16 protein-coding genes and 2 tRNA genes are annotated in these 19,969 nt (G+C 62.8%); 9 read left to right on the top strand and 9 right to left on the bottom strand.

Features of this window, described 5'->3' with window-relative positions; translation table 11 throughout:
• Positions 1-20: 20 nt before the first annotated feature.
• Positions 21-2,258, bottom strand: a complete 2,238-nt coding sequence (gene rnr / locus BXU06_RS09540) for a ribonuclease R (RefSeq protein WP_077298983.1) — start codon at positions 2,256-2,258, stop codon at positions 21-23.
• 75 nt (positions 2,259-2,333) lie between these two features.
• Here rnr and BXU06_RS09535 point away from each other — a divergent pair.
• A tRNA-Leu gene (locus tag BXU06_RS09535) sits at positions 2,334-2,420 on the top strand.
• Positions 2,421-2,482: 62 nt separating this feature from the next.
• Positions 2,483-2,569 (top strand) — tRNA-Leu (locus BXU06_RS09530).
• A gap of 429 nt (positions 2,570-2,998) precedes the next feature.
• On the opposite strand, the gene BXU06_RS09525 is transcribed toward BXU06_RS09530, so the two are convergent.
• Entirely contained in the window at positions 2,999-5,482 is a 2,484-nt protein-coding gene (locus BXU06_RS09525; RefSeq protein ID WP_077298982.1) for an ABC transporter permease, read from the bottom strand.
• Positions 5,469-6,170: an ABC transporter ATP-binding protein gene (locus BXU06_RS09520; protein WP_077298981.1), complete on the bottom strand. Its 702-nt coding sequence runs from the start codon at positions 6,168-6,170 to the stop codon at positions 5,469-5,471. The genes BXU06_RS09525 and BXU06_RS09520 overlap by 14 nt, the downstream gene beginning before the upstream one ends.
• Between BXU06_RS09520 and BXU06_RS09515 the strand changes: the two genes are divergently transcribed.
• Positions 6,169-6,777, top strand: a complete 609-nt coding sequence (locus BXU06_RS09515) for an arylesterase (protein WP_077298979.1) — start codon at positions 6,169-6,171, stop codon at positions 6,775-6,777. The genes BXU06_RS09520 and BXU06_RS09515 overlap by 2 nt on opposite strands.
• 15 nt (positions 6,778-6,792) lie before the next feature.
• Here the strand turns inward: BXU06_RS09515 and BXU06_RS09510 are convergent, their stop codons facing one another.
• Positions 6,793-8,172 carry a tetratricopeptide repeat protein gene (locus tag BXU06_RS09510; RefSeq protein ID WP_077298977.1) on the bottom strand — a complete coding sequence of 460 codons (1,380 nt, stop codon included), beginning with the start codon at positions 8,170-8,172 and terminating at the stop codon, positions 6,793-6,795.
• Between the two features lie 399 nt (positions 8,173-8,571).
• On the bottom strand, positions 8,572-9,438 hold the full coding sequence (locus BXU06_RS09505) for a YicC/YloC family endoribonuclease (RefSeq protein ID WP_077298975.1): 867 nt from the start codon (positions 9,436-9,438) through the stop codon (positions 8,572-8,574).
• Positions 9,439-9,665: 227 nt separating this feature from the next.
• On the opposite strand from BXU06_RS09505, the gene rph reads away from it, so the two are divergent.
• A complete protein-coding gene (gene rph / locus BXU06_RS09500; RefSeq protein ID WP_077298973.1) occupies positions 9,666-10,385 on the top strand; it encodes a ribonuclease PH in 720 nt (239 codons plus the stop codon).
• Positions 10,386-10,569: 184 nt separating this feature from the next.
• Here rph and BXU06_RS09495 read toward each other — a convergent pair whose 3' ends face one another.
• Entirely contained in the window at positions 10,570-11,079 is a 510-nt protein-coding gene (locus BXU06_RS09495) for a cysteine hydrolase family protein (protein ID WP_077298971.1), read from the bottom strand.
• Positions 11,080-11,213: 134 nt separating this feature from the next.
• Between BXU06_RS09495 and BXU06_RS09490 the strand changes: the two genes are divergently transcribed.
• A complete protein-coding gene (locus tag BXU06_RS09490) occupies positions 11,214-12,188 on the top strand; it encodes a GlxA family transcriptional regulator (RefSeq protein ID WP_077298969.1) in 975 nt (324 codons plus the stop codon).
• A 165-nt stretch (positions 12,189-12,353) separates the two neighbouring features.
• Positions 12,354-13,241, top strand: coding sequence for a transglutaminase family protein (locus BXU06_RS09485; RefSeq protein ID WP_077298967.1), 888 nt, complete (start codon positions 12,354-12,356; stop codon positions 13,239-13,241).
• Positions 13,242-13,534: 293 nt separating this feature from the next.
• Here the strand turns inward: BXU06_RS09485 and BXU06_RS09480 are convergent, their stop codons facing one another.
• From BXU06_RS09480 to BXU06_RS17415, 3 genes are read right to left on the bottom strand one after another with little or no spacing between them, the layout of a single operon-like run.
• A complete protein-coding gene (locus BXU06_RS09480) occupies positions 13,535-14,650 on the bottom strand; it encodes a sigma-54-dependent Fis family transcriptional regulator (protein WP_216352455.1) in 1,116 nt (371 codons plus the stop codon).
• A complete protein-coding gene (locus BXU06_RS09475; RefSeq protein WP_077298963.1) occupies positions 14,647-15,834 on the bottom strand; it encodes an acyl-CoA dehydrogenase family protein in 1,188 nt (395 codons plus the stop codon). The genes BXU06_RS09480 and BXU06_RS09475 overlap by 4 nt, the downstream gene beginning before the upstream one ends.
• A 34-nt stretch (positions 15,835-15,868) precedes the next feature.
• Positions 15,869-16,102, bottom strand: coding sequence for a hypothetical protein (locus BXU06_RS17415; protein ID WP_150125168.1), 234 nt, complete (start codon positions 16,100-16,102; stop codon positions 15,869-15,871).
• Between the two features lie 367 nt (positions 16,103-16,469).
• On the opposite strand from BXU06_RS17415, the gene BXU06_RS09470 reads away from it, so the two are divergent.
• The 3 genes from BXU06_RS09470 to sfnG all read left to right on the top strand — a co-directional run bounded on the left by BXU06_RS09470 (position 16,470) and on the right by sfnG (position 19,967).
• Entirely contained in the window at positions 16,470-17,666 is a 1,197-nt protein-coding gene (locus tag BXU06_RS09470; RefSeq protein WP_077298962.1) for an acyl-CoA dehydrogenase family protein, read from the top strand.
• A gap of 19 nt (positions 17,667-17,685) precedes the next feature.
• Positions 17,686-18,372, top strand: coding sequence for a 3,4-dihydroxy-2-butanone-4-phosphate synthase (gene ribB / locus BXU06_RS09465; protein WP_077298960.1), 687 nt, complete (start codon positions 17,686-17,688; stop codon positions 18,370-18,372).
• A gap of 488 nt (positions 18,373-18,860) precedes the next feature.
• Entirely contained in the window at positions 18,861-19,967 is a 1,107-nt protein-coding gene (gene sfnG / locus BXU06_RS09460) for a dimethylsulfone monooxygenase SfnG (RefSeq protein WP_077298958.1), read from the top strand.
• Positions 19,968-19,969: the final 2 nt, after the last annotated feature.

Genomic DNA, 19,969 nt, shown 5'->3' with positions numbered 1-19,969 from the left:
CGTCTGCCTGACTGCGCCGCTTATGCGGCGTCGGTTTTCTTGCTGCTGCTGCGCTTGCGCGGGGCAGGTGCCGGGGCAGCTTCTGGCTTGGGCAGGGCGCTGAGCACAAAGTCGATCTTGGCGCTTTCCAGATCGGCGCGCACCACTTTCACCGTCAGCGCATCGCCCAGCTTGAAGGTGACGCCACTCTTTTCACCGACGATGGCCTGGCGCTGGATGTCAAAGTGGAAGTAATCCTTGCCCAGTTCGGAAATATGCAGCAGCCCTTCGATATGGATGTCGTCGAGCAGGATGAATACGCCAAAGCTGGTCACCGCGTTGATCTTGCCGGTGAACACTTCGCCCACCTTGTCGCGCATGAAATAGCACTTCAGCCAGGCTTCCACATCGCGGGTGGCGTCGTCGGCGCGGCGTTCGGTCATCGAGCAGTGCTCGCCCAGCGCCACCCAGGATTCTGGCGGGGTGTACTGGCGGCTGTTGAGGATGGCCTTGATGCTGCGATGGACCAGCAAGTCCGGGTAGCGGCGGATCGGCGAGGTAAAGTGGGTGTACGCCTCGTAAGCCAGGCCAAAGTGACCAACGTTTTCCGGGCTGTACACCGCCTGGTGCAGGCTGCGCAGCAGCATGGTCTGCAGCACGGCAGCGTCCGGGCGCAGCTTGATCTTTTCCATCAGCTTGGCGTAGTCCTTGGCGGTCGGTTCGTCACCGCCAGGCAGGGTCAGGCCGGCCAGTTTGAGGAAGCCGTGCAGCACTTCCAGCTTTTCCGGGGTGGGGCCTTGGTGGACGCGGTACAGGCAGGGGTGGGTGTGCTTGAGCAGGAAATCCGCCGAGCAGACGTTGGCGGCGAGCATGCATTCTTCAATCAGGCGGTGGGCGTCGTTGCGCACCACCGGCACAATGCGGTCGATCTTGCCCTGCTCGTTGAACAGCATCTGCGTTTCGGTGGTTTCGAAGTCAATCGCGCCGCGCCGGCCTCGCGCCGCCAGCAGCACCTTGAACAGGGCGTAGAGGTTTTGCACGGCGGGCAGCATCGGGTGGTCGCTGCCGTTTTCCAGCCAGTCCCATACCTGGTTGTAGGTCAGCCGCGCCTTGGACAGCATGACTGCCGGGTAAAAGGTATAGCTGCGAATATCGCCACGGGCGCTGATGTTCATGTCACACACCATGCACAGGCGCTCCACTTCCGGATTCAGCGAGCAAATGCCATTGGACAGCGCCTCCGGCAGCATCGGAATCACCCGGCGCGGGAAGTACACCGAGTTGCCGCGCTGGCGGCCAGTGTGGTCAAGTGCGTCGCCGTGTTCGACATAATGGCTGACATCGGCAATCGCCACCACCAGGCGAAAGCCCTTGCCTTGTGGCTCACAGTACACCGCATCGTCGAAGTCGCGCGCGGTTTCGCCGTCGATGGTCACCAGCGGCAGGTCGCGCAGGTCGCGGCGGTCGGCGGTGAGGTCTTTCTTGCGGACTTTTTTCGGCGTGGCGCGCGCCTGGGCCATGGCGTCTTCGGAGAAGGTGTGCGGCAGGTCGTGCTTGCGCAGGGCAATTTCGATTTCCATGCCTGAGTCGGCGTAGTTGCCCAGCACTTCCACCACCCGGCCCATCGGCTGCTTGTGCCGGCTGGGCTGCTCCACCATTGCCACCATCACCACCTGGCCGTGCTCGGCGTCGCTGGTGCCAGCTGGTTCGATCAGGATGTCCTGGTTCAGCCGGCGGTCTTCCGGCACGGCAAACCAGACGCCGCGTTCGCAATACAGCCGGGCAACCACGGTTTCATTCACCCGCTCCAGCACTTCAATAATGGCGGCTTCTGGCCGGCCGCGCCGATCCTGGCCTACCTGGCGGAACACCACCCGGTCGCCGTGGAACACTTTGTGCATTTCCCGCTCGCCGACAAACAGGTCGCTGCTGCCATCGTCGGGCTTGATAAAACCAAAACCATCCTTGTGGCCAATAATCCGCCCGGTTTTCAGGTCCAGCTTGTCCACCACGCACACCGCACCCTTGCGGTTGATCATCACCTGGCCTTCGCGCTCCATGGCGCGCAGGCGGCGGACAAAAAAGCCCATCTCCTCGGGGAGGATGCCAAGCAAGGCGGCCAGTTCGTCGGGGAACATTGGCGCGCCTTCGTTTTCCAGCTGCTGCAAGACGAATTCCCGGCTGGGCAGCGGGTTGTCGTATTTCTCCCGTTCACGGGCCAAATACGGGTCCTGCTCACGCAGGGAAGAAGTTTTTTGTTTTTTTTGCTTGCTAACCATTGACAGTCTCAAAAAAGGGCCTATAATGCACAACTCATTCAGCGCTGCACTGAAACAGAAAACAGCGCGAGATGTGCCCAGGTGGCGGAATTGGTAGACGCACTAGGTTCAGGTCCTAGCGGTGGCAACACTGTGGAAGTTCGAGTCTTCTCCTGGGCACCAAGGTTTCATCGGAAACCAGTAGGTAGTTTAACTGGTTTTCAGCAACAATCCGAGAAGTTTTTGCCCAGGTGGCGGAATTGGTAGACGCACTAGGTTCAGGTCCTAGCGGTGGCAACACTGTGGAAGTTCGAGTCTTCTCCTGGGCACCATCCGCAAAAAGCCCCTCAGCACTGCTGAGGGGCTTTTTCTTGTCTGCACCGTTTGTCACGGTCATTTTCGGCCAGCGCTGGCGGGTTTAACACCACTGGCACCATTCAGCCGCCGGTCTGGGCAGTGCCACATCGGCACCGCCCAGGTGTCAGCGCCTAGTAGCCAGTCACGATGATATGAAGCAAATGACTGGCAGCTAGAGCGCTTTCGGCATGAGTTTCACCTCAGGTGTCGTTCCCGCGAAGGCGGGAACCCAGACCGCGCCACAGCGTGCGCGGTGGGCATGGCGCAGGTAGCGCTGATGAGCGCTCACCCCGCTGTACGCTGTGGACACGCCTGGATTCCCGCCTGCGCGGGAATGACGCGGTGGGGCGCGGCGAGTGGTTCGTCGTGGAACGTGAGCCATCGTGTTTCAACGTGACTGGCTACTAGCTCAGCCGGCGCAAGGTAGCCAGCGGCGGCGTGCGGATAATCCGCCGGCTGGTTGGCCAGCCGGCCAGGCTCACCGCCAGCGCGCCACCCAGCGGCCCCCATAGCAGCAGCCAGGGGTTCAGGGTGGCCGGCAGATTCAGCACCTGCACGCTCATCAGCGCTGACAAACCCATGGCCCCCAGTGCCGCCAGTAGCCCGGCCAGGCCACCAATCCACAGCAATTCGCCCAGCACCACCCCCACCACTTGCCGGCGCGACGCGCCCAGGGTGCGCAACAGCGCCACGTCCAGCGCCCGTTCGTCCTGGGTAGACACCGTGGCCGACCACAGCACCAGCATGCCGGCCAGCAGGCTGAAGCCAAACACCCCCTGCATGGCCTGCACCAGCTGCGCCACCATGCTGCGCACCTCGTTCAGGATCAGCCCGACATCCAGCACGGTGAGGTTGGGAAACTGGCTGACCAGTTTGTCCACCAGCGCTTCCTGGCCGGGCGGCAGGTAAAAGCTGGTCAGATAGCTGGCCGGCTGTTGCGCCAGCATCACCGGGCTGGCGTACACAAAGAAATTCACCTTGAAGGTATCCCACTGCACCTTGCGCAAGCTGGTGACTGGCGCTTGCAGCTCGGTGCCGGCCAGGTCAAAGCGCAGCACGTCGCCCACTTTAATGCCCAGCGTGTCGGCAATGCCTACTTCTACCGAAAACCCTGGCTGCCTGGGGTTCCAGGCGCTGCCTTGCACCCGCTGGTTGTCGGCGGGCAAGTGGGTGGCCCAGGACAGGTTGAACTCGCGTTCTGCCAGGCGCTGGGCACGCTCGTCCGGGTAGTGTTCCGGGCGCACCGTTTGCTGGTTGATCGACAGCAGGCGCGCGCGCACCATCGGTGCCAGCTCGGGCGCGGGCAGGCCGTGGGCGCGCAGGGTGGCGCTGAACGCCTCGCGTTGTGGCGCTTGCAGATTGATGACAAAGCGGTTGGGGGCGTCAGCCGGCACGTTTTTTTGCCAGGCACCGAGCAGGTCGCCATGGACCACCGACAAAATCAGCAGCGCCATCAACCCGGCGGACAGCGACACCACCTGGGTGATCGACAGCCCGCGCCGGCGCGCCATATTGGCCAGCCCATAGCGCCAGCCCACCCGGCCACTGCCCGGCAGGCGGCGCAGCAGCGCCAGCGCGCTCCAGGTGGCCAGCGCCGCCAGGGCGATAAATCCGGCAAACCCCAGTGCCACCGCCAGCGCCAATGGCCATTCGCCCGCCTGCCAGCGCATCAGCCCCACCAGCGCCAGCGCGCCCAGCGCATAGCTGCCCCAGCCGGCCCGGTCTGGCGTGGCTTCTTCGCGCAGCACTTGCAGTGTGGGCGTGCGGCGCAGTGCCAGCAAGGGCGGCAGGGCAAAGCCAAACAGTAGGGTGGCCCCCACCGCCAGGCCCTGCGCCCAGGGCAGCCAGCCCGGTGCCGGCAAGACGCCACCCAGCAGGCTGGCCAGCTGGGCCAGCACCAGCTCTTGCACCAGCCAGCCCAGCGCGCACCCCAGCACCCCGGCCACCAGCGCCAGCAAGGCAAACTGGCTGGCGTACAGGGTCAGCATGGCCTGCTGGCTAGCCCCCAGGCAGCGCATCACTGCCACCGCCTGCCGGTGGCGCAGCAAATAACGCCGGCAAGCCAGTGCCACTGCCACCGCCGACAGCACCACCGCCAACAGCGCGGTCAGGCCCAGAAAGCGCTTGGCCCGCTCCAGCGCCGTGCGGATCTCCGGGCGGGCTTCTTCCACATTTTCCACCCGCTCGCCGCGTTGCAGTTGCGGGCTGACCGTCTGGCGGAAACGCTCAACCGCATCTGGCGCGCCAGCCACCAGCAGGCGCCAGCGCGCCCGGCTGCCCGGCTGAATCAGGCCGGTGGCGGCAATGTCCTGTTCATGCAGAATCAAACGGGGAATGAAATTGTACAAATCCATCGCCCCATCCGGCTCACGCTGCAGCACCCCGGCCACGCGCAAACGGGCATTGCCCACCGTCAGCACATCACCTTCAGCCAGACGCAGCCGGCCCAGCAGACGGGCGTCAGCCCAGAGTGTGCCGGGGGCCGGGGCCTGACGCAGGGTGCGTGCCTGGCCGCCTTGCACAATGGTCAGCTCGCCGCGCAGCGGATAGCCAGGGCTGACCGCCTTGAAAGTGGCCAGCTGGGCCTGGCCATTGGCCAGCACCATGCTGGGAAACGTCAGCGTGCTGGCAGTGTCCAGCCCGGCGGTGCGCGCCGGTGCTTGCCAGCGGGCAATCTCCGGGTGGTCGGCATTCAGCACCAGATCGGCGGCCAGCAGCTGGGTGGCCTGCTGGTGCAGTGCCCGGTCTACCCGGTCGGTAAAGAAACCCACGCTGCTCATCGCTGCCACCGCCACCACCAGCGCGGCCAGCAGTACGCTGAGCTCCCCGGCAACCAGTTCGCGGCGCATCAGCCGTAGCGCCAGCGCCAGACGGTCAAGCAGCCGCATGGCGCACCTCGCTAAGCTTGCCGGCGTCCAGACGCAAGATCCGCTCGCAACGCCCGGCTAGCCCGGCGTCGTGGGTGACCAGAATCAGCGTGGTGTCCTGCTCGCGGTTCAGGGTAAACAGCAGTTCAATCACCTGCTCGCCGGTGTCGGCGTCCAGATTGCCGGTGGGCTCGTCAGCAAACAGCAGTTTGGGTTCACCGACAAACGCCCGCGCCAGCGCCACCCGCTGCTGTTCGCCGCCAGACAAATGGCGCGGATAATGCCCCAGCCGCCGGCCCAGCCCCACCCGCTCCAGCATGGCGGCGGCTTGCTCGCGTGCGCCTTTCAGCCCAGCCAGCTCCAGCGGCAGCATCACGTTTTCCAGCGCGGTCAGCGCCGGTAGCAGCTGAAACGACTGAAACACAAAGCCCACCAGCCGCTGTCGCAGTTTGGCACGCTCGTCTTCGTCAAGCAGTGACAGGCTTTTGCCAAATACCACCACCTGGCCGTCGCTGGGATGGTCCAGCCCGGCCAGGATGCCCAGCAGGGTGGATTTGCCTGAACCGGAACTTCCGACAATGGCCACCGTCTCGCCGGTGTTCACCGTCATGTTCACCCCGCGCAGAATGGTCAGGGTTTCCCCGCCATAAACCACTTGCCGGGCCACATCATGGGCTTGCAGAATCGGAGGAAGAGAGGTTGATGACATGAAACAATTTATCCTGTGGTTGGCCATGCTGGCGGCGGCGCCTAGCTGGGCGGCTACCCTCATGGTGTTTGGCGATTCCTTGTCCGCCGGCTACGGCCTGAGGCCGGGCGAAGGCTGGGTGGATTTGCTGCGCCAGTCACTGCCGGCGCATCAGGTGATCAACGCCAGCCAGTCCGGCGAAACCACGGCGGGCGGGCTCAGCCGGCTGCCTGCCGCGCTGGCGCAGCACAAGCCGGACATCGTGATTCTGGAACTGGGCGGCAATGATGGCCTGCGCGGCCTGCCGCTGGACGCGATGCAGGCCAATCTGGACAAGATGGTGGCAATGAGCGCACAAGCCAAGGCCCGCGTGCTGTTGATTGGCATGGCGCTGCCGCCCAATTATGGCAGCCAGTACGGCCAGGCGTTCCAGTCGGTGTACTCCGACCTGGCCAAACGGCGAAAGTTGCCGTGGGTGCCGTTATTGGTCGAGGGTTTTGCCACCGACCGTCAGCGCTTTCAGGCCGACGGCATCCATCCCAACGCCTCGGCACAACCACTGATGCGCGACACGGTGCAGGCTGTGCTGCAGCGCTTGCTGCCGTCAGCGCGCAAGCCGGGCGCGTAGCGTGTCTCCCTGCTTTCAGCGCGGACTGGTGCCCGGCCCCCAGCTGGCCAGGGCGGTGCGCAAGGCGCTGACCACACTGGCCCAGTCGCCCTGCTGTGGCTGACGGAACAGGCGCATGCAGCCCGGATACCACGGTGAATCGCTGCGCTGTTGCAGCCAGCGCCAGTCGGTCTGGTAGTCGGGCAGCAGCACCCAGCATGGTACGGCCAGCGCGCCGGCCAGATGGGCACTGGCCGTGTCCACGCTGATCAGCAAGTCCAGCTGCGCCAGCACGGCGGCGGTATCGGCAAAATCCTTCAGCTGAGGCCCCAGCGCATGCACGGCAAACGGCGCATCGGCGGCCAGCGCCTGGTCTTCGCCTGCGCCTTTTTGCAGGCTGACCCACTGGATGCCGGGCAAATCAGCCAATGCCGCCAGGGTGTGCAAACCAGGCAGCGAGCGCTCGGCGTCGTTTTCAAAGCGCGGATTGCCCTTCCACACCAGCCCCACCCGCCAGCCATCGGCGCGTGCCGGCAGGCGGCTGGCCCAGTGCGCCTGCAGGGCCGGGTCGGCGTGCAGATACGGCAGCGCGGCGGGAATGTTGTCCAGCCGGGTATGAAAATGGTAAGGCAGGCTAAGCGGCGGGGTCCAGCAATCCCAGTCTTGGTCAAGCTCTGCGCCCAGCGGGTAAACCTGATCCACGCCTTCCAGCCGGGCAAACAGCCGGGCCAGCGGCGGATGGCACAACACCCCCACCCGGCGTGCGCCTGCCGCCTTGAGCTGGCTGGCGTAGCGGCAAAACTGAATCATGTCGCCCTGCCCGGCTTCCACGCCAATCAAGATGGCCTGCCCGGCCAGCGCCTCACCCTGCCAGCGCGGCCACGGCAGCACCTGGGCCAGCGCCTGATACCAGTCGCGCGCTTCCAGACAGGCCCAGCCCTGGGCGTAATCGCCCCGCCGCAAATACAGATAGCCCAGATTGAAGCGGGCCGTCGGGTAATCCGGCTGCAATGCCAGCGCCTGCTGGTAGCACGCCTCGGCCGGTTGATCGCGTTTCAGGATGGCGTAAAGCACGCCCAGATTGGAGTACAGCGCCGGGGTGGCATGGCCGTGCGCCAGCGCCGCCTGATACACCGCTTCGGCTTCTTCCAGCCGGCGCTGGCGGGTGAGTAACCCGCCCAGATTCAGAAACAGCTCGCTGTGGCTGGCATCAGCGGCCAGCGCCTGGCGGTAGCAGGCTTCGGCGGCGTCCAATTGGCCCTGCTGTTCCAGTGCCAACCCCAGATTGGCGTGCAATGCTGGATGATCCGGCGCCAGCGCCAGCGCGGCGCGAAACTGCTCGGCGGCATGCGCGGCGCGTTGGTGTTGCAGGGCATGCAGGCCGGCGGCAAACAGGGTGTCGAGTGAGGATGGCATGGTGGCGTAGCGGGGTTGATCAGGCCGATGATGATAGGCAAGACGCTGGGTGGGTTGCCAGAGCCGCAGGGGGCGTTATCGTGTAAAAATCGGTAAATGTCGTGCTGGCAGTGTTTTGGCTGCTCGGCTGATTGGTTAAGGGCGCGTTGATTTATTCAGAAAAATCGGTTTTGCCAAAAGCAAAATCCAGCAGAATCAACACCCTGGATTCCCGCTTTCGCGGGAATGACGATTTTTCAGCGTTTCCTTAAAGAAATACGGAAAAAATCATTATTTCTGCAACGAAATGGCTCCATATACTGGGTTTTCATGGGCCTTTTCTTTTTTGCAAATGACGCACCCCCCGCTGCCACTGGCAGACGGGGGGTGCGTCATTTACAGCACCCAGCGCAGCGCGGCTTATTCGATATTCTGGATCTGCTCGCGCATTTGCTCAATCAGCACTTTCAGCTCCACTGATGCCTGCGTGGTTTCTGTCGATACCGATTTCGATCCCAGCGTGTTGGCTTCGCGGTTCAGCTCCTGCATCAGAAAATCCAGCCGCTTGCCCGACTGGCCGCCCTGCTTGAGAATGCGCTTCACCTCGGACAAATGCGCGCCCAGCCGCGACAGCTCTTCGTCCACGTCAATCTTTTGCGCAAACAGGGCGAATTCCTGCTTGAGCCGGTCGTCATCCACGCTGCCCAGCGCCTCTTGCAGGCGGCTGCTCAGCTTGGCCTGCCAGGTGGACAGAATCATCGGCAGCTTGGGCTTGACGTGGGCCACGATGGTTTCGATTTCGGTAATGCGCGCGCGCAGCATGTCCGCCAGCTTGTCGCCTTCGCGGGCGCGGGTGGCGTTGAAATCGGCCAGCAGCGCCGCCAGCTGGCCCAGGCACAGCTGCTGCAGGGCTTCCGGGTCCAGGCTGTTGCTGTTGAGCACGCCCGGCCAGCGCAGCAGCTCGCCCGCGCTCAGGTCCTTGGCGTGCGGTGCCCGGTTTTTCAGCTGGGCTGCCACCGCCAGCAGGCTGTCCAGCAAGGCGGTGTTCAGCTCCAGCCGAGGGGTGTCCTGCGCCGACTGCGCCAGGGTGACCCGGCATTCCAGCTTGCCCCGGCTGACCGAAGCGGCAATCTGCTCGCGCAGATGCGGTTCAATCACCCGCAGCTCTTCCGGCAGGCGCAGTTGCACATCCAGATAACGGTGGTTGACCGCCCGCAGTTCCATCGCCAGCAAACCACCGGGAAACTCACGGCTGATCGAGGCAAAACCGGTCATGCTCAAAATCATCGACAATACTCCACAAAGCCTGTTGATGCCCTGGCCCACTGGCCAGGACAGAAAAACCGGCCCGGAATGAGGGCAATCATTCAGGTGCCGGATTTCACTATAACACCCAATTTCTTCATGGTGTTAGCACACAGATCAAGATTCATGCGGATTGGGTAGTTGTGTCCTGTCCCCCAGGCTGGGGCAAGGTTTTGTATACTTGGGGTTTTCTTCTTTCCGGATTGCTCATGCGCCCCTCTACCCGTCAGGCCAGCCAGCTGCGCCCCGTGCAGTTTACCCGCCACTTCACCCGCCACGCCGAAGGTTCGGTGCTGGTGTGCTTTGGCGACACTCAGGTGATTTGTACCGCCAGCGTGGAAGAAAACGTCCCCGGCTTTCTCAAGGGCAAAGGCCAGGGCTGGGTTACTGCCGAATACGGCATGCTGCCGCGCTCCACCGGCAGCCGGATGAAGCGCGAAGCCGCCAGCGGCAAGCAGAGCGGGCGCACCCAGGAAATCCAGCGGCTGATTGGCCGCAGCCTGCGCGCGGTGGTGGACCTGAAAAAACTGGGCGAGCGCCAGATTGTGATCGACTGTGACGTGATCCAGGCCGACGGCGGCACCCGCACCGCCAGCATCTGCGGTGCCTGGGTAGCGCTGGCCGACGCCATTGCCGGCCTGATGGCGCGCGGCGCGCTGAAAGAGTCGCCGCTGCTTGACCATGTGGCGGCTGTTTCGGTGGGCATCTATCAGGGTGTGCCGGTGCTGGATCTGGATTACCCGGAAGATTCCGCCTGCGATACCGACATGAATGTGGTCATGACCGGCGCTGGCGGCTTTGTGGAAATCCAGGGCACGGCAGAGGGTGTGCCGTTCAGCCGCGATGAAATGACCCAGCTGCTGGCGCTGGCCGAAGCTGGCATTGGCGAACTGGTGGCATTGCAGAAAGCGGCGCTGGCGCAGGGTTGACCCGGTGCGCGGCAAGCCCCGCCGTTCAGGGCGGGGAAGGATGGCGCGGACGGCGTAGCCGGGACGTGCTGAGTGCAAGTCAGTCCTGCGCAAGGGGTTCGTCGGCCATGCCTGCCTAACATGCCGACAAAAACCAGTGCCGTGCTTGTTTCAATGCTGTTCTGCACCGCGCGGCGATCCTCCTTTAGCCCAATACTTCTGCCACCGTGCGCACCGGCAGCCGCAGGGTAAGTGCCCGCAGGGCAATCCGGTGCAGGATGTCGCTGACCGTGGCGCAGGCATCGCCCAGCACAGTCACCGTATAGGGTTGTGCGGCGGGCGAGAGGGCGGTATGGGTCACGCAGTTGTGCGTCATCATCCCGCATACCAGCAGCTCGTCCAGCGAATAGCCAGCCAGGGTGCTGGCCAGTGTGGTGGCAAAAAAACTGTCGGCTTCGGTTTTGATTACCACCGGCGCATCGGGTGCGGCGGCCAGAATGCGTGGGTGAATTGCCACGCCGGGGGTGTCGCGGTTGAAAAACGGGCCAGGCGCGCTGGCAATATGCTGGACCAGAATCACTGGCCACTGCCGGGCCTGGGCAGCGGCAATGGCCTGTTCAATCTGCGCCAGCGCGGCGTCGGCGGCCCACAGCGGAAACGCGCCTTCGGCAAAATAATCATTCTGGACATCAATCACAATCAGGGCAGTGCGCATGGTGGCGGGCTTTCTTGAAGCAGGGTGAAAGGGAAGGAAGCCAGCGCATTATCTCCGCTGGCGGTGCCGCCCGGCAGTGACCCGAAAGACAAGCTACGTTAATATCGGGCCAAACTGGATCAAGGCGGATTGTGATGTCGATACACACCATTGCCGTGCTGGCGTTTGACCGTATCAGCGCCTTTCATCTGTCAGCGCCCTGCGTGGTGTTTGGCGAAGCCTGCCCGAGTCCGTCGCCGTTTCGGGTGCAGGTGTGCAGCTGGGAAACCGGGCCATTGCGCACCACAGCCGGGTTCAGCGTGACGGTGGAGCATGACCTCAGCGTGCTGGCTGACGCTGATACGGTGATTGTGCCCAGCTGGCGTGACCCGCAAGAGCGCCCGGCGCAGGTGCTGCTCAGCGCCCTGCAGGCGGCACATGCCCGGGGCGCGCAGGTGGTTGGGCTGTGTCTGGGGGCCTATGTGCTGGCCGAAGCCGGGCTGCTGGATGGCCGCCGCGCCACCACGCACTGGGCCTACGCCGACGATTTTGCCCGCCGCTATCCCCAGGTGCAGCTGGACGCCGATGTGCTGTATCTGGCCGATGGCCAATTGCTCACCTCGGCGGGCACCGCCGCCGGCATCGACTGCTGCCTGCACCTGCTGCGCCAGCACTGCGGGGCCGAGCTGGCCAATCGCGCCGCGCGCCGGCTGGTCACCCCACCGCACCGCCAGGGCGGTCAGGCACAGTTTATTGAACAGCCGCTGCCAGACACCCGCCGCGACACCCGGCTGAGCGCGCTGCTTGACTGGGTGCGCGCCCATCTGCACCAGACGCACACCCTGGATAGCCTGGCGGAACGGGCGCTGATGAGCCGGCGCACGCTGACCCGCCATTTTCGTGAGCTCACCGGCGTACCGTTTGGCCACTGGCTACTGGCCGAACGTCTGGCGCTGACCCAGCGCCTGCTGGAAACCACGGATCTGCCGGTGGAACAAATTGCCGGCCTGGCCGGTTTTGGCTCACCAGAAAGCCTGCGCCACCATTTTCGCCAGCGCCTGGGGGTGTCGCCCAGCCACTGGCGACACACTTTCCGCCCCCACGCCAATGCCCACCCCGGCCCCGGCTGACGCCGCCCTGCCACATGCTGGCCGATGCGGTCTGTGCGCTGGCCCACCGACAGCCGTGCCTGGCACAGGGGATCATGCCAGCGTCGCGCTGATGTAGCTGTTCAGCGCTTGTGCTTCACCCTCGCCAAACGCGGCACGTCTGCGTGCCGCCGTGGAGTCTGCCGCATGGTCCGCATCGAACTGGATATTGAATTAAGCTATACCATCGACCCGCAAGGGGCCGATTTCATCTTCAACATTCACGCCGCACAAACCCCCTGTCAGACCGTGGTGGCAGAAACCCTGCAGCTTAGCCAGCCGGTGCCGGTGCAGGTGGAAACTGACCCGGTCAGCGGCAACCGCTATATGCGCGTGCATGCGCTGCCCGGCCCGCTGGCGGTGTCGTATCACGCCACGGTGGCGCTGCTGCACCAGCACACCGCGCCAGCCCAACTGGCCGAAGTGCCGGTGTGCCGGCTGCCGCCGGAGGTGATTGGCTATTTGTACCCCAGCCGCTATTGCCAGTCCGACCGGCTGATCAAGCTGGCCAACCGCGAGTTTGGTCACTTGTGGCAGGGGCATTGCCGGGTGCAGGCCATTTGCGACTGGGTCAGCCGCCATGTGACATTTACCTCGCGCACGTCCAACTCCAATACCTCGGCGGTGGATACCCTGATTGAGCAAGTGGGGATTTGCCGCGATTTTTCTCATCTGATGATCGCCCTGTGCCGGGCGCTGAATATTCCGGCCCGCTTTGCCACCGGCACCGATTACGGCGCCGATCCGGCGCTGGGGCTGCCGGATTTTCATGCCTATGTGGAGGTTTACCTGGGCGAGCGCTGGTATATCTTTGACCCGTCCGGCACGGTGATTCCCATGGGGCTGGTGCGCTTTGGCACCGGTCGGGACGCGGCGGATGTGGCAATTGCCACCATTTTTGGCAATGTGCAGGGCCAGTCGCCGCGCATCCGCACCGTGGCCGAAGACAACCCGGCACAAGGGGTGTGGCTGCCGCAGCATAGCCAGGATGCGCTATCGACCGATGATGGCTGGCGCAGCAACAGGGGGTCATGATCCAGCTTTGCGCTTGTCTGATTGCCATTGCGTGCAATGTAGTGCGGATGATGCGGCGAGGGTCTGGCGTGGCAAAGTCGCGTTGGGGTGAGTTCAGGGTTTGCACAATAAACCCCGCGCTTTGGCTGGGCGGGCAGGTGTTTTATCGATGGAGCAGGGCGCGCCACTTTTTTGCATCGCGCGATGGCCCTGGCAGGGCAGCGCGCCGCCCAGAAAAAACGCCCCGACAATCCAGTCGGGGCGCAACACGCGACACAGGGGATGTGCCGCAAGAGGAGAGCTACACAGAAAGGCTATTTCAGCGCGCTGATGGCCCCGATCTTGATCAACCGCGAGCGGATCACATTGCGACTGACCCCCAGAATCCGGGCAGCCTGCACCTGGTTGTGGTGGCAATAGTCATACGCCGAGCGGATTACCGCTTCTTCGATCAGCTCGAACAGATGGTCGTGATGGGCTTCAAATAGCTCGTTCAACACCGCGCGCAGGCGTTCCTGGCCACTGGCCCCGCTGGCCGGCGCATCGGGCAGGCGGCTCAGCGCGCGCTGGGCAAAGGGCAGCGACAGTGGCAGGTGAATGTCCTCCTGGCGCACCAGGTTGTCCTTGCAGATCAGCAGGGCGTGGTGAATGATGTTTTCCAGCTCGCGGATATTGCCCGGCCAGGCGTGCGACAGCAGTTTCTGTTCGGCTTCCGGCAGGATGCTGATCTTGCTGTAGCCCAGCCGGCGGCGGTATTCGTCGATAAAATAGTGCGCCAGCGGAATGATGTCGCCAGGACGGTCGCGCAGGGCCGGCAGGGTGAGCAGCGCCACCCGCAGCCGGTAGTACAGGTCTTCGCGGAAATGCCCGGCAGCGACGGCTTCTTCCAGCTTGACGTTGGTGGCGGCAATCAGGCGCACATTGATCGGAATGGCCTTGCGTGCGCCCAGGCGCACCACTTCGCGCTCCTGCAGCACCCGCAGCAGCTTGACCTGAATGTGCAGCGGCAGGTCACCAATTTCATCCAGAAACAGCGTGCCGCCATTGGCGGCTTCAAACCAGCCCGGCTTGGCGTCGAACGCGCCGGTAAACGCGCCTTTTTCGTGGCCGAACAGCTCGCTTTCCACCAGGTTTTCTGAAAACGCACCGCAATTCACCGCCAGAAACGGCTGGCCGTGACGATGACTGAGCGCGTGCACATGGCGTGCCACCAGCTCCTTGCCGGTGCCGGTTTCGCCAATGATCAGCACATTGGCTTCGCTGGGGGCGATCTGGCGGATGCGCGCCAGCAGCGCCACCGACTGCGGGTCTTCAAACACCTGGGCCGTGGCGCGGATCGAGGTGGTCAGCGATTGCGGGTTGGGCAGGGTAATCACCCCGCGCCCAGGGTCGTGGGCCGGCCTGGCCGGGCGTCTGTCTGCGTGGTTCATGAATAAAACGTCGGTGTGGGGTAGCGTTCCATCAAAGCCCATGTTCCTAGCTCCCTGATCTTGTAGTCTATTGGGTCGTGTAGCGTGTGGGTGCGCAGGTTGCGCCAGTAGCGGTCCAGCCGCAGCCCGGCATGGGTGGCGCGGGCACCGGCCACGTCAAACATCCGGCTGGTCAGATCCAGGCCCACCCGGGTGGCGGCCACTTTGGCCACCGACACTGCCACGGCCACCTGGCCGCGTTCAGCTTCACTCAGCCGCTCGCCTTGCTGGTAAGCGGCATCCAGTTGCTCGGCGGCGCGGTTGGCCAGCGTGCGCACTGTTTCCAGCCCCATCCAGAATTCACCATAGTGATTCAGGATATACGGATCATCCTGAATCTGGCTTAAACCGGACAAAAACCAGGGCCGGGCTTCGTGCAGGGTATAATATTTGGCCTCGGCAAATGCCCCCTCGGCAATGCCAATATAAATATTGGTCAGAATCAGCTGGGCCAGCAGCGAGCGCAAACAGGAAAATGGTGTGCTCAATGGGCCGGGGTCGCCCAGAATTTCCTTGTGCTCAATCCGCACCCGTTCAAAGTTTACGCTGCCGCTATCAGTTTGCCGCTGGCCGATATTATCCCAATCCTGAATGATGGCAATGCCGCTGCGGGCCGTGGGCACGGCGGCGGTGATGAATTTCTGGTTGGATTCACCAATGGCTGACACCAGCAGCATTTCTGAATCCAGCGCGCCAGAGCAAAAACTCTTTTTACCCGATAACTCATACCAGCCGGAAAACTCCCGGCACAGGGTACGCGTGTCCAGCGGGTTCATTGCATTGCCCCAAAACCACTGATGGCGGGCGGTATGCTCATACCAGGGTTGCCATTGTTCCGGCTGGGCAAACAGGCGGATCGACGCCAGCATCAGGTGGTGAAAGGCAAACACATGGCCAATCGAGCTATCCACCCTGGCCAGTTCGCGCACCACAATCAGCGTGTCGTGCCAGTTGGCCCCCAGCCCGCCGTACTGGCGCGGAATCGACAGGCGCAGCAGGCCGCTGTGGCGGATGGCATCGCGCTCGGCCTTGGGCGTGCCGCCCTGGTTGTCGCGCTCTACCGCCGTGCGGGCAAATGCCTCGGCCAGCGATCGGGCAATCTGCAGTGGGCTGTCCGTGGTGTCTTCGGCAGTCCAGTAAGCCATGACGTGGTTTTCCTTGAGTATGGAGTGGGGGCAATCACGAGCAAACATGGCTGCCGGTTTTAATTGGCTGCCCGCGATGCTGTTCAATCAGCACTGACCGGGTTATGCGTCGTGCTTGTGCTGCTGTCGGGCCAGCATAAAGGATTTGCGCAGCACTGACCTGCGAAAAAAGTTGATTGCTAAGCAGAAATTCTGCTGTAAGAAAAATAGGCTGTTGCTGAATCAGCAGCATGCGGAAGACATGCTGCTGATTCAGCAGTCGTGCCAAGTGGAAGATCATACCTCTGCCCACAGGGATTGCTGATTAAGCAGCAATCCCTGTGGGCTGGGCAGCAAAACTGATGGCTGGGCAACAGATCGGGCGGATTTCATGCGAAATGGCCAGGATGGCATGGTATCTGCTGTTTGGTTGGCTATTCCGCCTGAACCAGCATCAGGCTGAAAATAACAAACCAGGTCAATTCAGTTCGGCAGTATGGGGGCGGAACCCTGGAATTGGGTTAATCAGCAATAAGGGCCACTCACCAACCCTCTGGCGTTGTGGTGCCGACGCGTACTGTCTGCAGCGGCGCGTCTGGCCAGAACCGCTACGCTGGATTGTGTGAGCGGCTTTAACTTAAATAGGCTATCGGGTCATGAAAAACCATCAGCAAAGCAAGGCTGCCCTCTCGCGTGACGACATTTTTCAGCGCGCCACGACCCTGGCGGCACAATTTGCCCAAACTGCGGTCGAGCGTGACCAACTGGGGGGAACCCCGAAAGCCGAGCGCGACGCCCTGCGGCAAAGCGGTCTGCTCACCCTGATCATTCCCACCGAGCACGGTGGGCTGGGGGCCAACTGGCAGGACACCCTGGCGATTGTGCGCCAGTTTGCCCGGGTGGATAGCTCGGTGGCCCATGTGTTTGCCTTTCAGCACCTGCTGCTGGCCACGGTACGGCTGTTTGGCCAGCCGGCGCAGTGGCAGCCGTGGTTTGAATCCACCGTGCGCGAACGCTGGTTCTGGGGCAATGCGCTGAACCCGCTGGACACCCGCACCGTAGCGGTTGCCGACGCGCAGGGCTACCAGTTTCATGGCAGCAAGAGCTTTTGCTCCGGCGCGCTGGATTCCGACATGCTGGTGGTGTCAGCCGTGCAGCCGCACAGCGACAAGCTGCTGATTGCCGCCCTGCCCACCCGGCGTGAGGGCATCACCCTGTACCACGACTGGGACAATATCGGCCAGCGCCAGACCGATAGCGGCGGGGCGGATTTCAACCAGGTGCGCGTGGCCAGCCATGAAGCCCTGCTGGAGCCCGGCCCATTGTCCACGCCGTTTTCCACCCTGCGTCCGCTGATTGCCCAGCTGATCCTCACCATCATTTACCTGGGCATTGCCGAAGGCGCACTGGCCGAAGCCAAGCGCTATTCGCTGACCCAGCGCCGGCGGTGGCCCACCTCGCTGGCCAGCAGCGCCAACCAGGATCCGTACACCCTGCTGCATTACGGCGAATTCTGGGCCGGGCTGGAGGGGGCGCGCCTGCTGGCCGAACGCGCCGCCGCCGAACTGGACAGCGCCTGGGCGCTGGGCGAACAGCTGGATGCCGCGCGCCGGGGACAACTGGCCATCAGCGTGGCCGCCGCCAAGGTGACCGCCGCCAGGGTGGGGCTGGATCTGACCAGCCGGATGTTTGACGTGACCGGCGCGCGCGCCACCACGGCGGCGCTGCGTCTGGACCGCTTCTGGCGCAATCTGCGCGTGCATAGCCTGCACGATCCGGTGGATTACAAATTACAGGAACTGGGCAACTGGGCGCTGAATGACAGCTACCCCCAGCCGTCTTTTTACGCCTGACCGACAACAGGACACGATCATGACCGATTTTGCAGAAGAAGCCGGCTTCGACCCGGCGCACGCCGCGATTGCCGCCGTCGCACGTGGCGAATTTGTGGTGGTGGTGGATGACCTCGACCGCGAAAACGAAGGCGACTTGATCATCGCCGCCGACACCATCACCCAGGAACAGATGGCGTTTCTGGTGCGCCACAGCAGCGGCGTGGTGTGCGTGGCGCTGCACGGCGAGCGGCTGGATGAACTGGCGCTGCCGCTGATGGTGGCGCGCAATACCGAAGCGCAGGGCACCGCATTTACCGTGACGGTAGATTACCGCCATGGCACCAGCACCGGCATTTCCGCCGCCGACCGCGCCGCCACCCTGCGCGCCCTGGCCAACCCGGAAGCGCTGGCCGATGATTTCTCCCGGCCCGGCCATATTTTTCCATTGCGCTACCGTGAAGGCGGCGTGCTGGCGCGGCCTGGCCATACCGAAGCAGCGCTGGATCTGGCCCAGCTGGCAGGCCATTACCCTGCCGGGGTGTTGTGCGAAATCGTCAACGACGATGGCTCGATGGCGCGCCGACCCGACTTGCTGCGGTTTGCCCGTCAGCACCAGCTGACCATCATCACCATCAGCGCGCTGATTGCCTACCGCCAGCAGCACGCCCCCGCCCGTCCGGCCACGGCCCGGCGCAGCTTGAGTGTGCCGGTGGCGGTGTCCTGACCCTCACGATGACGTGACGGCCTCTTCCTTTTTGAACCCACTGCTTTACCCCTTATTCCACCGGATGGCAATTGCCTCCGGTGGTTTTTTATGTCAAAAGCAATAAAATTCAGAAAAATTCATTGGATTTTTACTGGTCAGTACCATGGTCTTGATGTCTGGCTGATGTATTGCACGCTGCCGGAAGTTTCTTCTGTTTCCGCATAGGGCAATACGGCTTGAATGGAGCAAGTTCATTCAGAGGGTTGAATATGCTGAAAAATCAGCAGCCCATCAGCAGGGGTGCTGAAAAATAATAATCCCCCATTCGCCGGATTGTTTTATAAGTTACTGAATATAAACAATAATTAAACTGGCAAACTTGCTGCTATATATTGATTGAAAGATTCTGCTGCGGTATCGGGTTTCATGCCCTTCCGTCTGCTGCTGAATCAGCCCCCGCTTTTGCCAAATTATTTTTGTTTACGTCTTTCACTGGGAGATAAACCATGAGCCAAGCCCCGATCAAATTTGCCTACTGGGTGCCAAATGTCAGTGGCGGTCTGGTAATCAGCAAGATTCCGCAGCGCACCAGCTGGGATATCGATTACAACCGCAAACTGGCGCAAATTGCCGAAAACGCCGGTTTTGAATATGCGCTGTCGCAGATTCGTTTTACCGCTGGCTATGGCGCGGAATATCAGCATGAATCGGTGGCGATCAGCCATGCGCTGCTGGCCGCCACCGACAAGCTGCGGGTAATCGCCGCCATCCTGCCAGGCCCGTGGCATCCGGCGGTGCTGGCCAAGCAGATTTCCACCATCTCGCACCTGACCAATGGCCGCATTGCGGTGAACATTGTTTCCGGATGGTTCCGTGGCGAATTCACCGCCATCGGCGAGCCGTGGCTGGAGCACGACGAACGCTATCGCCGTTCGGAAGAATTCATCGACGTGCTCAAGGGCATCTGGACCCAGGACAACTTCACCTACAAGGGCGACTTCTACCGCTTCCACAACTACAGCCTGAAACCGAGACCGCTGCAACAGCCGCGCCCGGAAATCTTCCAGGGCGGCAGCTCGCGCGCCGCTCGCGACATGGCCTCGCGCGCCGCTGATTGGTACTTCACCAACGGCAACACCGTGGAAGGCATCAAGGCTCAGGTGGATGACATCCGCGCCAAGGCCGCTGCCAACAACCATCAGGTCAAGATCGGCATCAACGCCTTCATCATTGCCCGCGACACCGAGGAAGAAGCCCAGGCCGTGCTGGCGGAAATCATCGAACACGCCGACCCGGAGGCTGTGCGCGCCTTTGGTCACGAAGTCAAGCAAGCCGGTGCCGCCAGCCCGGAAGGCGAAGGCAACTGGGCCAAGTCCACCTTTGAGGATCTGGTGCAGTACAACGACGGCTTCAAGACCAATCTGATCGGCACCCCGCAGCAAATCGCCGAGCGCATCGTGGCGCTCAAGGCCGTGGGTGTGGATCTGATTCTGTCTGGCTTCCTGCACTTCCAGGAAGAAGTGGCCTACTTCGGCGAAAAAGTGCTGCCGCTGGTGCGCGAGCTGGAAGCCCGTCAGGCGCAACCGGCTGCCCGCGAAGCGGTGCCGGCCTAAGC

The organism is Aquaspirillum sp. LM1 (assembly GCF_002002905.1).
Classification (GTDB): Bacteria; Pseudomonadota; Gammaproteobacteria; order Burkholderiales; family Aquaspirillaceae; genus Rivihabitans.
The sequence above is the reverse complement of the archived record's forward strand: the minus strand, read 5'-3'. Positions and strand labels throughout refer to the sequence as shown.

What these genes read in the sequence shown, in the direction of transcription:
- BXU06_RS09520 (WP_077298981.1), bottom strand. Translation starts at nt 6,170, where the DNA reads ATGTCATCAACCTCTCTTCCTCCGATTCTGCAAGCCCATGATGTGGCC.
- BXU06_RS09515 (WP_077298979.1), top strand. Translation starts at nt 6,169, where the DNA reads ATGAAACAATTTATCCTGTGGTTGGCCATGCTGGCGGCGGCGCCTAGC.
- BXU06_RS09485 (WP_077298967.1), top strand. Translation starts at nt 12,354, where the DNA reads ATGGTCCGCATCGAACTGGATATTGAATTAAGCTATACCATCGACCCG.
- BXU06_RS09525 (WP_077298982.1), bottom strand. Translation starts at nt 5,482, where the DNA reads ATGCGGCTGCTTGACCGTCTGGCGCTGGCGCTACGGCTGATGCGCCGC.
- rnr (WP_077298983.1), bottom strand. Translation starts at nt 2,258, where the DNA reads ATGGTTAGCAAGCAAAAAAAACAAAAAACTTCTTCCCTGCGTGAGCAG.
- rph (WP_077298973.1), top strand. Translation starts at nt 9,666, where the DNA reads ATGCGCCCCTCTACCCGTCAGGCCAGCCAGCTGCGCCCCGTGCAGTTT.
- BXU06_RS09505 (WP_077298975.1), bottom strand. Translation starts at nt 9,438, where the DNA reads ATGATTTTGAGCATGACCGGTTTTGCCTCGATCAGCCGTGAGTTTCCC.
- BXU06_RS09475 (WP_077298963.1), bottom strand. Translation starts at nt 15,834, where the DNA reads ATGGCTTACTGGACTGCCGAAGACACCACGGACAGCCCACTGCAGATT.
- ribB (WP_077298960.1), top strand. Translation starts at nt 17,686, where the DNA reads ATGACCGATTTTGCAGAAGAAGCCGGCTTCGACCCGGCGCACGCCGCG.
- BXU06_RS09490 (WP_077298969.1), top strand. Translation starts at nt 11,214, where the DNA reads ATGTCGATACACACCATTGCCGTGCTGGCGTTTGACCGTATCAGCGCC.
- BXU06_RS09495 (WP_077298971.1), bottom strand. Translation starts at nt 11,079, where the DNA reads ATGCGCACTGCCCTGATTGTGATTGATGTCCAGAATGATTATTTTGCC.
- sfnG (WP_077298958.1), top strand. Translation starts at nt 18,861, where the DNA reads ATGAGCCAAGCCCCGATCAAATTTGCCTACTGGGTGCCAAATGTCAGT.
- BXU06_RS09510 (WP_077298977.1), bottom strand. Translation starts at nt 8,172, where the DNA reads ATGCCATCCTCACTCGACACCCTGTTTGCCGCCGGCCTGCATGCCCTG.
- BXU06_RS09480 (WP_216352455.1), bottom strand. Translation starts at nt 14,650, where the DNA reads ATGAACCACGCAGACAGACGCCCGGCCAGGCCGGCCCACGACCCTGGG.
- BXU06_RS09470 (WP_077298962.1), top strand. Translation starts at nt 16,470, where the DNA reads ATGAAAAACCATCAGCAAAGCAAGGCTGCCCTCTCGCGTGACGACATT.